This window comes from Candidatus Sphingomonas colombiensis (assembly GCA_029202845.1).
Taxonomy (GTDB): Bacteria; Pseudomonadota; Alphaproteobacteria; order Sphingomonadales; family Sphingomonadaceae; genus Sphingomonas; species Sphingomonas colombiensis.
Window position 1 is genome coordinate 3,394,736 of sequence record CP119315.1, and the last position, 16,111, is coordinate 3,410,846.

14 protein-coding genes and 1 tRNA gene are annotated in these 16,111 nt (G+C 62.4%); 4 read left to right on the forward strand and 11 right to left on the reverse strand.

Annotated features, from left to right (window positions below):
• Window positions 1-446 precede the first annotated feature (446 nt).
• Both P0Y64_16445 and P0Y64_16450 read left to right on the forward strand, forming a co-directional pair.
• Window positions 447-2,381 (forward strand): prolyl oligopeptidase family serine peptidase, encoded by a 1,935-nt coding sequence (locus P0Y64_16445; GenBank protein ID WEK42913.1) that lies wholly within the window; start codon window positions 447-449, stop codon window positions 2,379-2,381.
• A 117-nt stretch (window positions 2,382-2,498) separates the two neighbouring features.
• On the forward strand, window positions 2,499-3,602 hold the full coding sequence (locus tag P0Y64_16450; GenBank protein ID WEK42914.1) for a membrane dipeptidase: 1,104 nt from the start codon (window positions 2,499-2,501) through the stop codon (window positions 3,600-3,602).
• Window positions 3,603-3,695: 93 nt separating this feature from the next.
• Here P0Y64_16450 and P0Y64_16455 read toward each other — a convergent pair whose 3' ends face one another.
• Window positions 3,696-4,322, reverse strand: a complete 627-nt coding sequence (locus P0Y64_16455) for an XRE family transcriptional regulator (protein ID WEK42915.1) — start codon at window positions 4,320-4,322, stop codon at window positions 3,696-3,698.
• Window positions 4,323-4,588: 266 nt separating this feature from the next.
• On the opposite strand from P0Y64_16455, the gene P0Y64_16460 reads away from it, so the two are divergent.
• Window positions 4,589-6,589, forward strand: a complete 2,001-nt coding sequence (locus P0Y64_16460; protein ID WEK42916.1) for a serine hydrolase — start codon at window positions 4,589-4,591, stop codon at window positions 6,587-6,589.
• A gap of 131 nt (window positions 6,590-6,720) precedes the next feature.
• Here P0Y64_16460 and P0Y64_16465 read toward each other — a convergent pair whose 3' ends face one another.
• The 6 genes from P0Y64_16465 to P0Y64_16490 form a co-directional block, all read right to left on the reverse strand.
• On the reverse strand, window positions 6,721-7,149 hold the full coding sequence (locus P0Y64_16465; GenBank protein ID WEK42917.1) for a hypothetical protein: 429 nt from the start codon (window positions 7,147-7,149) through the stop codon (window positions 6,721-6,723).
• A 251-nt stretch (window positions 7,150-7,400) separates the two neighbouring features.
• A complete protein-coding gene (locus P0Y64_16470; protein ID WEK42918.1) occupies window positions 7,401-8,144 on the reverse strand; it encodes a peptidase in 744 nt (247 codons plus the stop codon).
• Between the two features lie 19 nt (window positions 8,145-8,163).
• Window positions 8,164-9,009 (reverse strand): transglutaminase family protein, encoded by an 846-nt coding sequence (locus P0Y64_16475; protein ID WEK42919.1) that lies wholly within the window; start codon window positions 9,007-9,009, stop codon window positions 8,164-8,166.
• A complete protein-coding gene (locus tag P0Y64_16480; GenBank protein WEK42920.1) occupies window positions 9,009-9,944 on the reverse strand; it encodes an alpha-E domain-containing protein in 936 nt (311 codons plus the stop codon). Before P0Y64_16480 ends, P0Y64_16475 begins: the two co-directional genes overlap by 1 nt.
• Window position 9,945: 1 nt before the next feature.
• Window positions 9,946-11,355, reverse strand: a complete 1,410-nt coding sequence (locus tag P0Y64_16485) for a circularly permuted type 2 ATP-grasp protein (GenBank protein ID WEK42921.1) — start codon at window positions 11,353-11,355, stop codon at window positions 9,946-9,948.
• Window positions 11,356-11,955: 600 nt separating this feature from the next.
• A tRNA-Arg gene (locus P0Y64_16490) sits at window positions 11,956-12,032 on the reverse strand.
• Window positions 12,033-12,116: 84 nt separating this feature from the next.
• On the opposite strand from P0Y64_16490, the gene P0Y64_16495 reads away from it, so the two are divergent.
• Complete coding sequence (locus P0Y64_16495; GenBank protein WEK42922.1) at window positions 12,117-12,614, forward strand: hypothetical protein; 498 nt, start codon at window positions 12,117-12,119, stop codon at window positions 12,612-12,614.
• A 5-nt stretch (window positions 12,615-12,619) separates the two neighbouring features.
• On the opposite strand, the gene P0Y64_16500 is transcribed toward P0Y64_16495, so the two are convergent.
• Genes P0Y64_16500 through P0Y64_16515 form a run of 4 tightly spaced genes read right to left on the reverse strand, consistent with a single transcriptional unit; the run spans window position 12,620 to window position 16,103 of the window.
• Window positions 12,620-13,162, reverse strand: coding sequence for a GNAT family N-acetyltransferase (locus P0Y64_16500; GenBank protein WEK42923.1), 543 nt, complete (start codon window positions 13,160-13,162; stop codon window positions 12,620-12,622).
• On the reverse strand, window positions 13,159-13,680 hold the full coding sequence (locus P0Y64_16505; GenBank protein WEK42924.1) for a GNAT family N-acetyltransferase: 522 nt from the start codon (window positions 13,678-13,680) through the stop codon (window positions 13,159-13,161). Before P0Y64_16505 ends, P0Y64_16500 begins: the two co-directional genes overlap by 4 nt.
• Entirely contained in the window at window positions 13,677-14,669 is a 993-nt protein-coding gene (gene hemB / locus P0Y64_16510) for a porphobilinogen synthase (protein WEK45093.1), read from the reverse strand. Before hemB ends, P0Y64_16505 begins: the two co-directional genes overlap by 4 nt.
• Before the next feature lie 51 nt (window positions 14,670-14,720).
• Window positions 14,721-16,103, reverse strand: a complete 1,383-nt coding sequence (locus P0Y64_16515) for an MATE family efflux transporter (GenBank protein WEK45094.1) — start codon at window positions 16,101-16,103, stop codon at window positions 14,721-14,723.
• Window positions 16,104-16,111: the final 8 nt, after the last annotated feature.

Sequence of the window (16,111 nt, forward strand, 5' to 3'; positions counted from 1 at the left end):
ACGAAGTCGGCAAAAGCGCCGCCCAATCCGAAACATCCGATCGCGGCCGCGAAGGAGCGACGCGGCAATAGCAGTGGATAGTCTTGCTGCGCCGCTTCGCGATCCGCCAGCCGCCCCGCAACATCGCGATCCCAAAGTCCATTTGACGCGTCCCAATTAGGACAATAGCGTCCGCATCGGATCACATTCCAATTGAGTCGGGCAGTAAGGCGTTCGGGTTCACGCTGGCCGCAATGATTGGTCGTGCGATTTCCAAAAATCGCGCGAAGTGACGACGAGGGGGAAGCGAAACCATGATGAAACGCGCTCGAATGCTCGCTGGAATCGCTATAATTTCAATTACCTGCCCTGTAGTTGCGCAATCCCCGGCGCCACTTGAGGCCTTCCTCTCTTATACGTTCACGAGCGAGGTCGTCGCCCCCGCGGCCGCCGATCGCATCGCCTGGATGGAACTGCATCAGGGGCGTCGGAATATCTGGTTGGCGCAGGCCCCCGATTACCGCCCTCGCCGGCTGACCAACGGCACCGACGACGATGGGCAGGAACTGTCGGATCTTGCCTTCTCCCCCGATGGCCGCGTGCTCGCCTGGGTGCGTGGCGCGGTTGAGCACAATCCTTTTGCGGATGGCCTTCCGGCCGCCAATCCCGCGTCGGTGGTTGCCCAACCGGCGATGGAAATCTGGGCGTCGGTCGATGGGGGCGCCCCCGCGAAGGTCGCGGAGGGCGAAGATCCGATCATCTCCGCGACCGGCCGGATCGCATTCGTGAAGGACAATCAGGTCTGGACCGTGCTGCCGGACGGCAAGGAAAAGGCACAGAAGCTCTTCTATGATCGCGGCAAGGTGGATGACATCCACTGGTCCCCGGATGGCAAGCAACTCGCCTTCGTATCGCGACGCGGCGACCATAGCTTCATCGGCATTTACAACGGCGCCGAACGGCCGATCACATGGCTCGCCCCCGCGACCGCCTTCGACAATTCTCCATCATGGTCGCCGGACGGGAAACGGATCGCGTTCGCGCGCCGGCTGGGGAACGCGGAGGTTCTGGAAACGCCGCTGGCTCCCAAGCCGAACCCGTTCTCGCTCTGGGTCGCTGCCGTCGACAGCGGCGAAGCAAAACGCGTGTGGCAAAGCCCGTCGACGATGCGCGGTTCCTATCCGGCAGTTCCCGGCGGCCTGTTCCTCAATTGGGGCGCCAATGACCGCCTGACCTTCCGCGCCGAGATGGATGGATGGCCGCATCTCTATTCCCTCTCCGCCGCCGGCGGCGAACCCATGCTGCTGACGCCCGGGGCATTCATGGTCGAGCATGTCGCGATGTCACCCGATCGGCGCTCCCTGCTCTACAGCGCGAACACCGGCACCACCGCAGGCGACATCGATCGACGCCATTTGTATCGCGTGCCGATCGATCGCCCTGCCCCGTCCGCGCTCAGCAGCGGGGCCGGTCTCGAATGGTTACCGGTGCCGTTAAACGACGGAAAGCTCGCTTATGTCACCGCGACCGCGAGCGAGCCGCCCCGTGTCGCGCTGGCGAGCGCCGATGGGCGCGGCGCTCGCATACTGCAAGCCGCCGCCGCAACCTATCCGTCGGATAAACTGGTGACGCCCCAGTCCGTCACCTTCACCGCTCCCGACGGGCTGACCATTCACGGCCAGTTATTCACGCCGCGCGGTGGCGGTAAACATCCGGGGCTCATCTTCGTTCACGGCGGCCCGCCACGCCAGATGCTGCTCGGCTGGTCCTATATGGATTATTACACGCACAGCTATGCGATGAACCAATTTCTGGCGTCGCGCGGCTATGTCGTCCTGTCAGTGAACTACCGGCTCGGCATCGGCTATGGCCGTGAGTTCCAGCATCCCGATAAGGCCGGCCCGGCGGGCAATTCGGAATATCAGGACGTTCTCGCCGGTGGGCGTTATCTCCAGTCGCTGCCGGACGTCGATGGCAAGCGGATCGGCATCTGGGGCGGTTCCTATGGCGGGTTGCTCACCGCTCATGCGCTCGCGCGCAACAGCGACTTGTTCAAGGCCGGCGTCGATTTCCACGGCGTGCACGACTGGTCGATAGGCGGCACCGCGCCGCAACGCTACGAACAGGGCGACCACGCGGAGGTGATGCGGATCGCGTTCGACAGTTCGCCGGAATCCGCGATCGCGGGTTGGCGCTCCCCGGTGCTGCTGATCCATGGCGATGACGATCGCAATGTCCGCTTCAACCAGACGGTCGATCTCGCGCGGCGGCTGGCGGCTCAGGGCACGCCATACGAAGAATTGATCTTCCCCAATGAGATACACGGCTTTCTTCGCCATGACACCTGGCTCCGAGCGGATAGCGCGATGGTGCGCTTTCTCGACGCGAACCTGAAGCCGTGAAGCGCGCGCCGATGGCGCGACAGCCGATCAGACGACATCTGCGGCGCAACGCCGCCTGCGACCGGAGTGAATGACATGCAAAAGGCTCATTTGACGCGCCGGGCGATGATCGGGGGGATGGCCACCGCGTCGAGCCTGATGGTCTTTCCGATGCTCAATACGGGCGCCTATCGCGTTCATGCGGCATCGACGCGCCTCTATTCGAAGCGGGTGGTCGATCTCGTCCGAAGCTCGGTCGTCGTGGATATGCTTGGGCCGCTCTCGCTCGATCTGCGCCCTGAAACGGTCGCAACCAAATTGTCCGAGGCTCAGATCGCCGATTTCCGCGCGAGCGGCATCACCGCATTCCACAATTCGTTCGGAATAGGTGGCCCCGATGCCTGCGCTCAGGTGCTCAGATATCTCGCCGGGTGGAATGCCTTCGTCGGCCACAATGACGAGATCTTCACGCTGGTGCGCGACGCGGTCGATCTCGATCGTGCGAAGCGGCAGGGCAAGGTCGCGGTCATCATGGGGCTGCAGGATTCCGATCATTTCCGCACGCCCAAGGACGTCGAGCAATTCTATCAACTGGGGCAGCGCTGTTCGCAGCTGACCTATAATAGCCAGAACCTGATCGGATCGGGCTGCACGGAGCGGGTCGACGGTGGACTAAGCGATTTCGGCGTAGAGATCGTGAAAGCGATGAACGCATCCGGCATGCTTATCGATACATCACATTGCGGCGATCGCACGACGCTCGACGCGATCGAGGCGTCGCCCCTTCCGATCGCGATCACCCACAGCAACTGCCGTTCGATCAACAATCACCCGCGCACCAAGACGGATGAAGCGATCAAGGCGCTGGGCGCAAAGGGCGGCGTGATGGGTATCACCGGCGTGCGCAACTTCGTGAGCGGGAAAGATCCCACTACGATCGCCAATGTCGCGGATCATATCGATCACGTCAGAAAGCTAATCGGCATCGAGCATGTCGGGATCGGAACTGACGCAGACCTCTATGGCTACGACAAGATGGCACCCGATCAATATGCCATGCTCAAGGCCGGGTATAAGGGCAGCTACGGTTTCCGCGAGAAGATCGACATCGACGATTTCAGCGGCCCGCTCAAGATATACAATCTGACGGAAGAACTCGTCCGGCGCGGCTATAGCGACGGCGATGTGCGCGCGGTGATCGGGGGAAATTTCCGCCGACTGCTCGGCGCAACCTGGAAATAACGATCATGCGGCGGCCGCGTGTCAGACGCTGCTCGCCGCATCATCTATCGAAGGCATGGAGCGCGCCGGACGACGCCTCGGTTGAACTACTATTCAGCGTTCACCGTGCATGGTGATGAGCGAGTCCATCAGATCGTCTTCCGCGCTGGACATCACCGCGAGCGTCACCGCCTCTTCGCAATCGGGGCCGGCGAGATAGGCGTGGCCCATGTTTGAATCGATGTAGATCGATTCCCCCTGCTCCAGCGTCACGGGATCGTAGAATTCGGTGTGAACAACGATCCGTCCGGTCAGGACGTAGATGAACTCCTCGCCCGCATGATGCACCAGTTCGCCGAACTCATCGAGCGAACGTGCACGGATGGTGGTGATATTCGGAATCATCCGCTTGCGGCGCAATTCCGCGCAGAGATAGTAATAATCGTAGTTCGCGGTCTGCACGCGAAAGGCATTGTCACGCGTGCCGATGCTGCGTCGCGCGGTAACCGGCGCGGCTTCCGGGACCGTTTCGCCCTCCACGAACAAATCGGACATCCGGATGTTGAGCCGGGCGCTCAATTCCTGAAGCTTGTCGTAGGTCAGCGTGAGGCGATTATGCTCTACCTTGGATAAGGTGGAGACGGGAATGCCGGTCCGTTCGCTCATCTCGCGCAGGGTCCATCCGTTGCTATCCCGCAACTGCCTGATCACCGCGCCTAGCGTCGAGCGTCGTTTCGACATTCCGTCATCTTTCCATCTCCGATCCGGACGCGCGTAGCATCGTTGCGCGTCACTGCGCAACGCTCCGTCCTTCCAGATAGAGATTCGCCTGCTCAGGCAAATTTTCGACAAGCCGAACGAAACGTGCGGCACCGGCGAATGATTGACATATTTTTCCAATTGGGATCATATGTCCTGCATTGGCCAAGTATTGGCGCATTTCTTCCGATGAGGCCGAAACGAACGGCTGCACGGACAAATCAGGGGAGCGAAAGATGATACGGTCGATGCGGACCTGGGCTTTGGGGGCTGTCGCGCTGGTTGCAAGCGCGGCATTTGCCCAAGGCAACGACAAGCAGCCTGCAAATGGCCCGATCGCTTCTACAGCGGCACGAACAGCCGCGACGCCTGCGACTGGCCCGGCATCACTCAACAAAGCCGATCTCGACGTCTGGCTGGATGGCTATATGCCCTACGCCCTGCGCAGCGGCGACATCCCCGGCGCGGTCGTTACGATCGTCAAGGACGGCCAGGTGCTCACCGCGCGCGGCTTCGGTTATGCGGATGTTGCGAAACGCACGCCGGTCGATCCTGATCGCACCCTGTTCCGCCCCGGATCCGTGTCGAAACTCGTCACCTGGACGGCGGTGATGCAGCAGGTCGAGCAAGGGAAGCTCGATCTCGACGCGGACGTGAACCGCTACATCGATTTCAAGATTCCCGCGCGAAACGGTCAGCCGGTCACGCTCCGCCAGATCATGACCCACACGGCCGGGTTCGAAGAGACCGCCAAAGACATCATTTTCTACGATCCGGCACATCTGCGTCCGCTTGGCGATTTCGTTAAACGCTCACTGCCGGCGCGCATCTATGATGCCGGCACCACGCCGGCTTATTCCAACTGGGCGACCGCGCTCGCGGCCTATATCGTCGAGCGCGCATCGGGCGAAGAGTTCGACGGTTATGTCGAACGCCACATCTTCGCGCCGCTCGGGATGAAGACCGCCACCTTCCGCCAGCCATTGCCCCAGCGGCTCTCGGCACAAATGGCAACCGGCTATCCCAAGCCCGGTGAGGCCGCGGCGTTCGAGCTGGTTGGGCCGGCCCCGGCCGGTTCATTATCCGCATCAGGCACGGATATGGCGAAATTCATGCTCGCTCATCTGCAAGGTGGCGAACTGGGCGGCAATCGCATCCTGAACGCGCAGACCGCCGCGATGATGCACAACAGCCCGCTCGATCGGGTGAACCCCTATTCGCTCATCCCGCCGCTTAACCGGATGGAATTGGGCTTCTTCGAAACCAATGTGAACGGGCATCAGGTGATCGGCCATCTGGGCGACACCGCCGCGTTCCACACGTCGCTCCATCTGTTCATGAACGATGGTGTGGGGCTGTATGTCTCGTTCAACGGCCCCGGCCGTCAGGGCGCGGTCGGCGCATTGCGCACAGCATTGTTCGAGGATTTCGCGGACCGTTATTTCCCCGCCAAACCCAGCGAAACGCGGGTCGATGCGCAAACCGCGCGGCAGCACGCGCAGATGATGACCGGGTTGTGGAGAAACAGCCGCCGCTCGGAAACCAACTTCATCTCAGTGATGGGGCTGCTGAGCCAAGCCGAAGTGTCCGTGGATGCAAAGGGTAATCTGGTCATTCCGGCACTGAAGATGCCGGGCGGACGCGCACGCGAATGGGTAGAAATCTCGCCGTTCGTCTGGCGTGACCGTTATGGCCACGATCGGGTCGCCGCCACGGTGATCGACGGCAAGGTCGTTCGCTGGAGCATGGACGGGATTTCCCCTTTCATGGTGTTCGATCGCGTGCCTGCCGGCATTGCCGGATCGTGGCTGAAGCCGGCGCTCTATCTCAGCCTTGCGATCCTGGCGTTCGCGTTCCTCGCATGGCCGATCAGCTGGGCAATCCGCCGCCGCTATCGGGCGACGATCGCTATCTCCGGCCGCGCACTCAAAGCGCATCGCGCGACGCGCATCATGGCTGGCCTCGTGCTGGGCGTGTTGATCGGCTGGATGGCGCTCGTCAGCGCGATGTTCAGCAATCTGAAGAACCTCGCCGGCGCGTTCGATACGTTCCTGCTGCTATTGCAGGGAGCCAGCGCCATCGTGTTTGTCGGCGCGGTGGGGATTTCCAGCTGGAACCTGTGGGAAACGCTGCGCGGCGATCGCAAATGGACCGCCAAGCTGGGAAGCCTGCTGATCTTCTTCGCCTCGCTGCTCGTCCTGTATTTCGCGATAAGCTTCCACCTCATGTCGATCTCGACGAAATACTGAAGCCAAAACCGGCGCTCGATTTCGGCACCGCGCCATCGCGCTATGTGTTCGGAATTGGATATGGTGCTCGTCACGCTGCGTGACGGGCACCATTCCGGCGGACGAGCGAACCTGTTGGCCATCGCCGTGTCTTACCATTTGGTCAGCCATGCCGACATTATGTCCCAAGCGTCTTTGAGAACGACAGGGAGCATGAACCACGCGAGAGAAGTGGCGAACCACGTCAGGATCAGCCGCCGTCCTCGTAGCCATTTGCGGTCTGCGATCGGAAAGCGCCCGTTCTTCCAAGACCAAATGCCCAAGCCGATCGCACCGCAATTTACCCATAGCCACGCTACAACGCGACCAACGTGCCAATAGCTGGAAAGGCGAAAATCAAAGAGCGAACTGACCAGGGCATAAAAAAAGGACAGGAAAGCGATACCAACCAACACGACAAATGCCCAAATCCGCGCGACCGCTAGCGCTTCTTGCCGATCCGTTGATTCGATATTCTCATTGAGACTGTCTGGATCCGGGCCGTCGATATCGACCGAGAGAAGTTCGTCGTTGCTGCTCATGTGGAGCACACGTTAGCCCGTGATCCGGTATGTTTCCATCCACGCACTATATTAACCGCTCCGGTCATCTTAACGTCAGCGGATCTCTCCAGAACGAAGGAGAAGTATGCAGATGGTTGGCCCACTCTTCGAATGAACGCTGGACAACCTGTCGTGATCGATACTCGACCATAAACCGGCGGACCGGTGCGCGGCAGAACGATCATTCCCGGCACCATACCGCCGAAGAGAAACGCACATCCGACGGCGGATCAACTCAACGAAATCACCTCGGGCATCGCAAGAAAGGCCTCGCGGAGCCTGCCTCCCCACTCACGCGAGATGTTCAGGAAGCGCGGATCGTCAACCTCGATCCGTTCACGTACCTGAAAAGCGAAGCTATCGCGCCGCAACACCGCGAGGTCGAGCGGCATACCGACCGAGAGGTTTGAATGGAGCGTCGAATCCATCGATACGCAGACCGCTTTCACCACCTGTTCGAGCGGCGTGTCGATCGTGATGACCCGATCAAGGATCGGCTTGCCGTATTTATGCTCACCGATCTGGAAATAGGGCGTGTCGCTGGTCGCCTCGACGAAATTGCCCGCCGAATAGACCATGAACAGCCGATGCCGCCCGCCCCTGCGCTGCCCGGCCACGAGGACCATCGCATCCGCGCCGGCACCGCCCGCCTGGATCGACTCGCGATACCGATCCTGTTGCGCCTGCATCGCTTCGCCGACCAGTTCGGCAATGCGAAAGATGCTGTCGGTATTGAGGATTGTCTCGATCTCGGGATCGTCGGCGGACCGCTCGATCGCCTTGGCCAAACGGGTCATCACGCCCTGCGTAATGGAGAGGTTGCCCGAACACATCATGCCGATTGCGCGCTCGCCGGGGACTTCCCAGGTGAACATCTTGGTATAGCGCGAGATATTATCGACACCCGCATTTGTCCGGGTATCGGATAACAGCACCAGCCCCTCGGTCACGCGCACCGCGACGCAGTAAGTCATATGAGATCGTGGTTCCGGATCATTGCTGCTGCTGTTGCTGCTGGATCGCCTCTACGTCGCCTTCGCCGCGGGCGATCCGCACATCGGCTGTAACCATACCCGGCCCCCCGCCGGTTACAACGCCGCGTACTGGTGCCGCGTCATTGGCGTCAAGTCCGCTGCCGAGGCGCACATAATGATCGGTCGGGGCCATGCCATTGGCTATATCGAAGCCGACCCAGCCGAGGCCCTCGACATACGCCTCCGCCCAGGCGTGCGATTCAAATTGCTGATCGGCCTCATCGCCGGCGAGCAGATAGCCCGCCACATAGCGCGCGGGCACGTTGCGCGCCCGCGCCGCGGCGATGAAGATATGCGCGTGATCCTGGCAAACGCCCGCTCCACCCGCGAGTGCCGCTGCCGCTGGCGTGGCGCTGGTTGTCGCGCCGCCACGATAAGGCAGCGCGGCGCGCACCCGAGCGCTCAACGCATGAAGCCCGGCCAGCGCGTTGTCGCCGGGCTCAAGCCCGTCACCAAGCGCCAGGATCAATTCATCGGCTTTGGTCAGCGGCGTTTCGCGCAGGAAAACCGCGGGCGGACAGGCCCGGCGCAAACCCTTGACGACGCCCGCGCGATCTTCGGTTTCAACCCTACCATGCGCGACAATCTCGAGTTCATCGCGCTGGCCGTGGCTCAGCCATTGCGCGAACCGCTCGCCATAGCCGTCGACGACCGATCGCGTGATTTCCTCACCATCAAGTTCGACATGCCAGTCGATAACCCGCTGCCCCTCGAAACTCTGCGGGAACAGCTTGAGACGCAGCGCGACGCTGGCCGCGCCCGCCGGGTAACGCATATGCGTCAGGTGGCGAATGATCAGCAGCATCAGTTGAAATGATAGGCCTGCGCGATTTCGCGCGACAGGCGATTGGTGATGACAAGCGCGTTCTGCACGAATTCGTGGAGCCCCTCTTCAAAAATCTCGCCGCTCTCGCGGTCGCGCAATTCGGCCAGCATCATCGTCGCGGTATCATGCGCGTCACTGCGGCGGCCATGCGCCTGCGCCAGCCGGTCGAGGTGCCATCCGATCTGACCGAAGCAGAAAGAGATCGAGCGCGGAAACTGCTGGTTCAGCACCAGAAGGTCCGCGATCCGCCACGGCGAATAATCGCCGCCGCCATAAACGTGATGATAGGCGCGCGCCGCCGCCAAAGCATGGAGCACCGAGGTCCATTGATAATGATCCCGTCCACCGCCCACCACCGCGGTTTCGGGCAGCAACACATAATATTTCACATCGAGCAGACGGAGCGTCATTTCCGCCCGCTCCAGCGCGCCGCCAATACGCAGGAAATCGTGCCCTTCGTTGCGCAACTGCCCGGTCTCTACCGCACCGCGAAAGGTCGAGGCACGCGTCTTCACCCAGTCGAGCAATTCGGCGAGGTTCCGTCGCGCACTCGCGACGTCATATTGCTCCAGCCGACGCCAATCCTCGTTGAGCGCTTCCCACATATCCTGCGTCAACGCGGTCCGCACCGCGCGACCATTCGCCCGCGCACGGAGCATGCAGGAACGGATCGATGAAGGATTGGTCTCGTCGAGCAGCAGCAGGTGAACGATATCGGCCTCGGCCACCGCGCGATCGCCGCCGATCAGGCCGTCGCAGCCGGTAACGCGCAATACTGAGCGCCATTCCTCGCGGTGGATCGGGCCGGGCAGGATCGTCATGCGCTGCCCCATCTGGATCAGCCGCGCGGTGCTTTCGGCGCGTTCGATATAGCGCGCCATCCAGAAGATGTTCTCGGCGGTGCGGCTCAGCATATCAATCGTCCAGCACCCAGGTATCCTTCACGCCGCCGCCCTGCGAAGAGTTCACCACCAGCGAGCCTTCGGTCAGTGCCACGCGCGTCAGGCCGCCGGGGACCAGCCGCATCCGCTTGCCGACAAGGCAATAAGGACGGAAATCGACATGGCGGCCGACGATCTCCTTGTGACCGAGCACGGGGGCGGTCGAGAGATCGAGGGTCGGTTGCGCGATGAAATCGGCTGGGTCGGCGCGGATGCGATCGGCATAAGCGGCGATCTCCGCGCGCGTCGCCTTCGGCCCGATCAGCATCCCGTAACCGCCCGAGCCATGCACCTCTTTCGCGACCAGCTGGTCAAGGTTTTCCAGGACATGCGCGCATTCGTCGGGCAGCGCGCAGCGCCACGTCGGCACATTCTCCAGGATCGGCGTTTCCGACAGGTAGAAACGGATCATCTCCGGCACGAAGAGGTAGATCGCCTTGTCGTCGGCAATCCCGGCACCGGGCGCCGAGCATAACGTTACCCCACCCGCGCGATAGGCACCGAACAAACCCGGCACGCCGAGCATCGAATCCGCTCGGAAGGTCAACGGGTCGATGTAATCGTCGTCGATCCGCCGATAGATTACGTCGACGCGCTTCGGGCCATGCGTGGTTTTCATCCACACCTTGTCCTCGTCGACATAAAGATCCATCGGCTCGACCAGTTCGACGCCCATCAGGTCGGCAAGGAAGCTGTGCTCGTAATACGCTGAGTTGAACGGGCCGGGCGTCAGCACCACCACCGTCGGGTCGCTGCCGGCACCAGCCGGCGCCACTTCCTTCAGCGTCGCGAGCAGATCGTTAGGATAGGAATCGACCGGCGCCACGCGCGTCGATCCGAACAATTCGGGGAACATGCGCTGCATGATCTCCCGGTTTTCGAGCATGTAGCTTACGCCTGACGGGGTGCGACAATTGTCCTCAAGCACCTGAAATCCGCCCTCGCCTGTGCGGATGATGTCGATGCCGACAATATGACTGTAAACCCCGCCTGGCGGATCGAAACCGATCATTTCCGGGAGGAAGGCGCGGTTGCGATAAACAAGTTCGCTCGGCACGATCCCGGCGCGAATGATCTCTCCACGATGATAGACATCGTAGATAAAGGCGTTGAGCGCCTGCGCGCGTTGCCGGATACCGCGATCGAGCGTGCGCCACTCCGCACCAGAGAACACCCGCGGCAACAGATCAAAGGGAATGAGCCTTTCCGGATCACCGCCCTCGCCATAGACCGCAAACGTGATGCCGATCCGGCGAAAGATGGTTTCGGCTTCCTTCAGCCGCGCGTTGAGCCTTTCGATCCCGACTTCGTAAATCCAGCGCTGAACTTCGGCATAACAAGGCCGAACCACCGCAGACTGATCGGTCATCTCGAAAAAGGCCATCCGCTCTCCTTCGCTCTCTCCTTCTATGATGCGTTGCACAAAATTATTTGCAAGAGCGAATTTCAGCCGCAGCACTCATCGTTTAATATTTTGAATTTAAACAATATATCTGCAAAATATCGCCCAAAAAGGTGCGGGGCGGCGCCGGAAATGCGCCGCGTGCGTGGTCCAGCGACTCCGCAGCTGAGAAAAGCGGTGCACCCCATTATGCGAGCCAGCCATTCCATTGAAAGTAAGCAACTTATCGCCATCGCTCGCATGTCTCTTGGCCGTCCGCTGGCGCCTTCGATGCGCCCCCTTCGCCCCGCGCCGCGGAATACGAGAGCCGGACTATTTTACGCTCAGCCGCGCATTGAGAGGGTGATCGAAACCAAATCGAGATTGCTCCTTCTACAGGAGCGCCATGGCCACGCTTAGAACGAGCCATTTTGAAGTGGTGCGGATCGGGGGAGTTCACTTCCGCACGGGGCGCTGGCCTCATCAAACGGAATGTAGCGATTCAAATCGCGGTGACGACACGGTGGCGATTGACGCTCAAAACCGCCGAAACCCCAAAAACATAAAAGCCCTGCTAAGCTATTGACTTAGCAGGGCTTTTAATGGCGCGCCCGGAACGATTCGAACGTCCGACCCTCAGATTCGTAGTCTGATGCTCTATCCAGCTGAGCTACGGGCGCTTTGGAGGGGCTCCTTTAGAAGGGGGTTTTGAGTTGCGCAAGAGCGTTGCGAACACTTTTCTTGCTCCGTACAGCTTGCGGGCGATGAAACCCCTTCTTCCCCTTGCCGCGCTGGTGCTTTTGCTCGGTGCGTGCGCCGAACGCGAATATCCTTCATTGTTGCCGCGCGCCGGTGAACGGCAGGATTTTCGTGAGCCTCCCGCACCGCCGCCCACCCCGGTGACCGCCGATCCGACGCTTGATTCGCGGATCGCGGCGGCACGTGACGCGCTGAAACAAGCGAGCGACGCGTTTGATACAGCGGCGATTCGTGCCGAGCGCCTGACCAACGCCGCGAGCAATGCGCCAGCGGGAAGCGATGCGTGGCTCGATGCGCAGACCGCATTGGCCGATCTCGACGCGGCCCATGCCCGCCAAGTCGAGGCGCTAACCGATCTCGAGCAACTCGCGTCCGATCGCGCGCTGACGCTGGCGCCAGCCTATGCCGCGCTGGATCAGGCCGTCGCGGATGCTCAGCAGGCGGCGGACGCGTCCGCTGCGCGAATCGCTTCGCTCCAGCGCCGTCTCGCACCGGCTGGCTGAGACGCTCAGGCGTCTGGAGCGGGGCGGGTAATCCAATAAGTGAGATGGCGGCGTAACGGGTCGCCCGGCGCGAGCGACGGATGATCGAAATCGCCGTTCGGATCACGCGTCATGCCAAGGCGGATCATCAGCCCCCAGCTCCGTTCATTGGCGAGCACGGTGATCGCCGCGATCTGCGGCCAATCGGTGGTCGACCAGGCGTGATCGAGCGCCGCCTGCGCCGCCTCCCGCGCATAACCCTGCCCCCAAGCCGCACGCGACAGCCGCCAGCCGATTTCGGGCCGCTCGGCGATCGGCGTGCCCGCCGGACCGGGCTTAATTCCGCAGAAGCCCAGAAACGCGCCATCCCCGCGCCGCTCGACCGCCCAGAAACAGCTACCGATCTTGTCCGCCAGCGCATTCTGCCGCTCGACGACGAGCGCACAATCGTTGCGCGTGGTCGGCGGCCCGAGGTAACGCATCACCTCCGCATCCTGACCCATCGCGAAAAACGGCTCGATATCCGCGGGCCGCCAGCGCCGCAGCAATAGTCTTGGGGTTTCGATCACGGCCGCGCGATCCGGTAAGTCACGGTATCGCACAAAGGGTCGTCCGCCTTGAACAGCGGGTGCTGGAAATCGAGCGCGGGGACGTTCCCCATCCCCAGTCGCTCCATCAGCCCACGGCTCTTGGCATTGCGGCGCGAAGTTATCGCCACGATCGCCGCATCATCGCGCGTCGCCCATCCCCATGCGATGCTCGCCGCCGCCGCTTCGCGCGCATAGCCGCCGCCCCAATAAGGCACCGAGAGCATCCAGCCGACCTCAAGCATATCGGCGATCGGGGTATCGGGCGCGCCCGGTTTCAGCCCGCAGAAACCAATCGTTGCGCCATCCTCGCGCCGTTCAACCACGAAAAAGCCAAGCGGATCGTATGAGGCATGCCGCGCGAGCGCCGCATCGCTGTCTTCGGCGGTTTTCACCGGCCCGAGATCAATCATCACGCGCGGATCGGCCCACATCGCGTGCAACGGCGCGCGGTCGCGCGGCTCGAAGCGGCGCAGGATCAGCCGCTCGGTCTCGATCATGCGCCGAGCAGCCGTGCGGCATGCGCCGCGTGATAGGTAAGCACGCCGGAGCAACCGGCACGACGCATCGCCAGCAGGGTTTCCAGCACCAATGCATCGCGATCGCCCGCGCCAGCAGCGGCAGCCGCCTCGATCATCGCATATTCGCCGGAGACCTGATACGCGAAGACCGGCACGGCGAACGCCTCCTTCACGCGCCACACGATATCGAGATAGGGCAGCCCCGGCTTCACCATCACGCTGTCCGCGCCTTCGGCCAGGTCCATCGCCACCTCGCGCAGCGCCTCTTCGGCGTTGGCGTGATCCATCTGATAGGTTTTCTTGTCGCCCTTCAGCAGCCCACGGCTGCCGACCGCATCACGGAACGGGCCATAGAAGGCGCTGGCATATTTGGCGGCATAGGCCATCACCTGCACGTTGACATGCCCCGCATCCTCCAGCGCTGCCCGGATAGTGCCGATGCGGCCGTCCATCATGTCCGACGGCGCGATGATATCCGCCCCCGCCGCCGCCTGATTGAGCGACTGACCGACGAGTATTTCCACCGTAGCATCGTTGAGGACATAGCCGTGATCGTCGACCAGCCCGTCATGTCCGTGCGCGGTATAGGGATCGAGCGCAACGTCGGTCAGGATGCCCACTTCCGGCACGGCATCCTTGATCGCGCGGATCGCCCGGCACATCAGATTGTCCGGGTTCAGCGCTTCCCGCCCATCATCGGTGCGCAGGTTCGCCGGGGTGTTCGGGAACAACGCGATGCACGGGATGCCGAGGTCGCGAGCCTCCTTTGCCCGCGCGACGATACCGTCGACCGACCAGCGCGACACGCCCGGCAGGCTGGCGACCGGCTCCTCCACGTCCTGCCCATCCGCGATGAATAGCGGCCAGATCAGGTCTGCGGGGGTAAGCACCGTCTCGCGATGCAGGCGGCGGCTCCAATCGGCGACACGGGTGCGGCGGAGGCGAAGTGCTGGAAAAGAAGCATGCATGATACCCGGCGACATGCGCCTTCGCGCCGCGCCGGGCAAGTCTTGCGACGGCTAGCTCGCCGGCTTCAGATTGGCCGCCGGCTCGATATCGGCATGGCTGCGCTCATCGACATGCTCCTCCGGCACGAGCAGCCCGCCGCGCCGCCATGGGCCGTAGAGATAATAGGCCGCTGCCAGCACCAGATTCGCCGTCGAGCCGAGGCCGAAGCTCCACCACAAGGCATCCGCCCCGATCACCGGATTGAGCGCCACCGCCAGCCCCAGCCGCACCGGGAACATCGATATCGCGAGAATCACCAGCGGGCCCCAAACCGCGCCATTCGCGCGCACCGCGCCGAACAGCACCATCGTCGCGCCGAACAATACGAAGCCCCAGGTCGCGAGCAGATTGATATGCTGGGCGATCGGCACCGCCGGGCTGCCGCTGCCGACGAACAGCGCGAGGATCGGGCGATCGAACACCAGCACCAGCAGGACGAGCGCGCCGGTCATCGCGACATTATAGATCAGCCCCGCGCGGGTGATGCGCGTCACGCGATCCCAGCGGCCGGCGCCGATATTCTGCGCCGCCATCGCCGATACCGCCGCGCCGATCGCCATCGCGGGCATCTGGACATAGCCCCACAATTGTTGGGTGATGCCGTAAGCCGCCACCGTTTCGATGCCGTGGCGATTAACCAGCCCCACCATCGCGAGCGCGGAGGTGGACAGCACCAGCATCTGCGCGCCGATCGGCAATCCCTTGCCCACGATCGTCCGAACGAGCGCCGCGGCGGGAAGGAGGTAGCGCAGTTCCGCGCCCTTCAGCCGCAACGGCAGATCGCGGCGCTGAATATAGACCACCAGCGCAGCAAGCGCGACGACGTTGGCGATCAGCGTCGCAAGCGCGGAGCCCGCGATCCCCATGCGCGGGAACGGCCCCATCCCCAGGATCAGCACCGGGTTCAGCCCCGCGTCAAGCACCACGCACAGCCCCATGAACCACAAGGGCGTTACTGAATCGCCGGTGCCGCGCAGCCCCATGAACATCAGCACTAGCAGCATCGACGCCGGCAGCCCGAGGAAGATGACACGAAGATAGGCGAGCGCCAGATCGAACGCGCCGGGCGGTGTGGCGAGGACGCGCAATATCCCGGGCGCAAAAATCCAGCCGAGCGCCGCCACCACGATCGCGGTGCCCAGCACCAGCCCGATCGCCGATCCGAACGCGCGCCGCGCGCCTTCCACGTCGCGACGACCCCAGCTCTGCCCGACGATGATCGTCGCGGCCATGCCGAAACCGAACACCGCGCCGAATGTCAGAAACATGATGATGCTGGCATTGGAGGTCGCCGCCAGGGCCCCCTCGCCCAGAAAGCGCCCGACCCACACCGCGTTGATCGAACCGTTCAACGATTGCAGCACATTCGACGCGAGCGTCGGCAGCGCGAACATCAGCAGCG

Bases quoted from the DNA above. Each gene is read 5' to 3' on its own strand.
- P0Y64_16495 (WEK42922.1), top strand. From the start codon at position 12,117: ATGAAACCCCTTCTTCCCCTTGCCGCGCTGGTGCTTTTGCTCGGTGCG.
- P0Y64_16485 (WEK42921.1), bottom strand. From the start codon at position 11,355: ATGGCCTTTTTCGAGATGACCGATCAGTCTGCGGTGGTTCGGCCTTGT.
- P0Y64_16460 (WEK42916.1), top strand. From the start codon at position 4,589: ATGCGGACCTGGGCTTTGGGGGCTGTCGCGCTGGTTGCAAGCGCGGCA.
- P0Y64_16450 (WEK42914.1), top strand. From the start codon at position 2,499: ATGGCCACCGCGTCGAGCCTGATGGTCTTTCCGATGCTCAATACGGGC.
- P0Y64_16445 (WEK42913.1), top strand. From the start codon at position 447: ATGGAACTGCATCAGGGGCGTCGGAATATCTGGTTGGCGCAGGCCCCC.
- P0Y64_16480 (WEK42920.1), bottom strand. From the start codon at position 9,944: ATGCTGAGCCGCACCGCCGAGAACATCTTCTGGATGGCGCGCTATATC.
- hemB (WEK45093.1), bottom strand. From the start codon at position 14,669: ATGCATGCTTCTTTTCCAGCACTTCGCCTCCGCCGCACCCGTGTCGCC.
- P0Y64_16470 (WEK42918.1), bottom strand. From the start codon at position 8,144: ATGACTTACTGCGTCGCGGTGCGCGTGACCGAGGGGCTGGTGCTGTTA.
- P0Y64_16455 (WEK42915.1), bottom strand. From the start codon at position 4,322: ATGTCGAAACGACGCTCGACGCTAGGCGCGGTGATCAGGCAGTTGCGG.
- P0Y64_16505 (WEK42924.1), bottom strand. From the start codon at position 13,680: ATGATCGAGACCGAGCGGCTGATCCTGCGCCGCTTCGAGCCGCGCGAC.
- P0Y64_16475 (WEK42919.1), bottom strand. From the start codon at position 9,009: ATGCTGCTGATCATTCGCCACCTGACGCATATGCGTTACCCGGCGGGC.
- P0Y64_16465 (WEK42917.1), bottom strand. From the start codon at position 7,149: ATGAGCAGCAACGACGAACTTCTCTCGGTCGATATCGACGGCCCGGAT.
- P0Y64_16515 (WEK45094.1), bottom strand. From the start codon at position 16,103: ATGTTCGCGCTGCCGACGCTCGCGTCGAATGTGCTGCAATCGTTGAAC.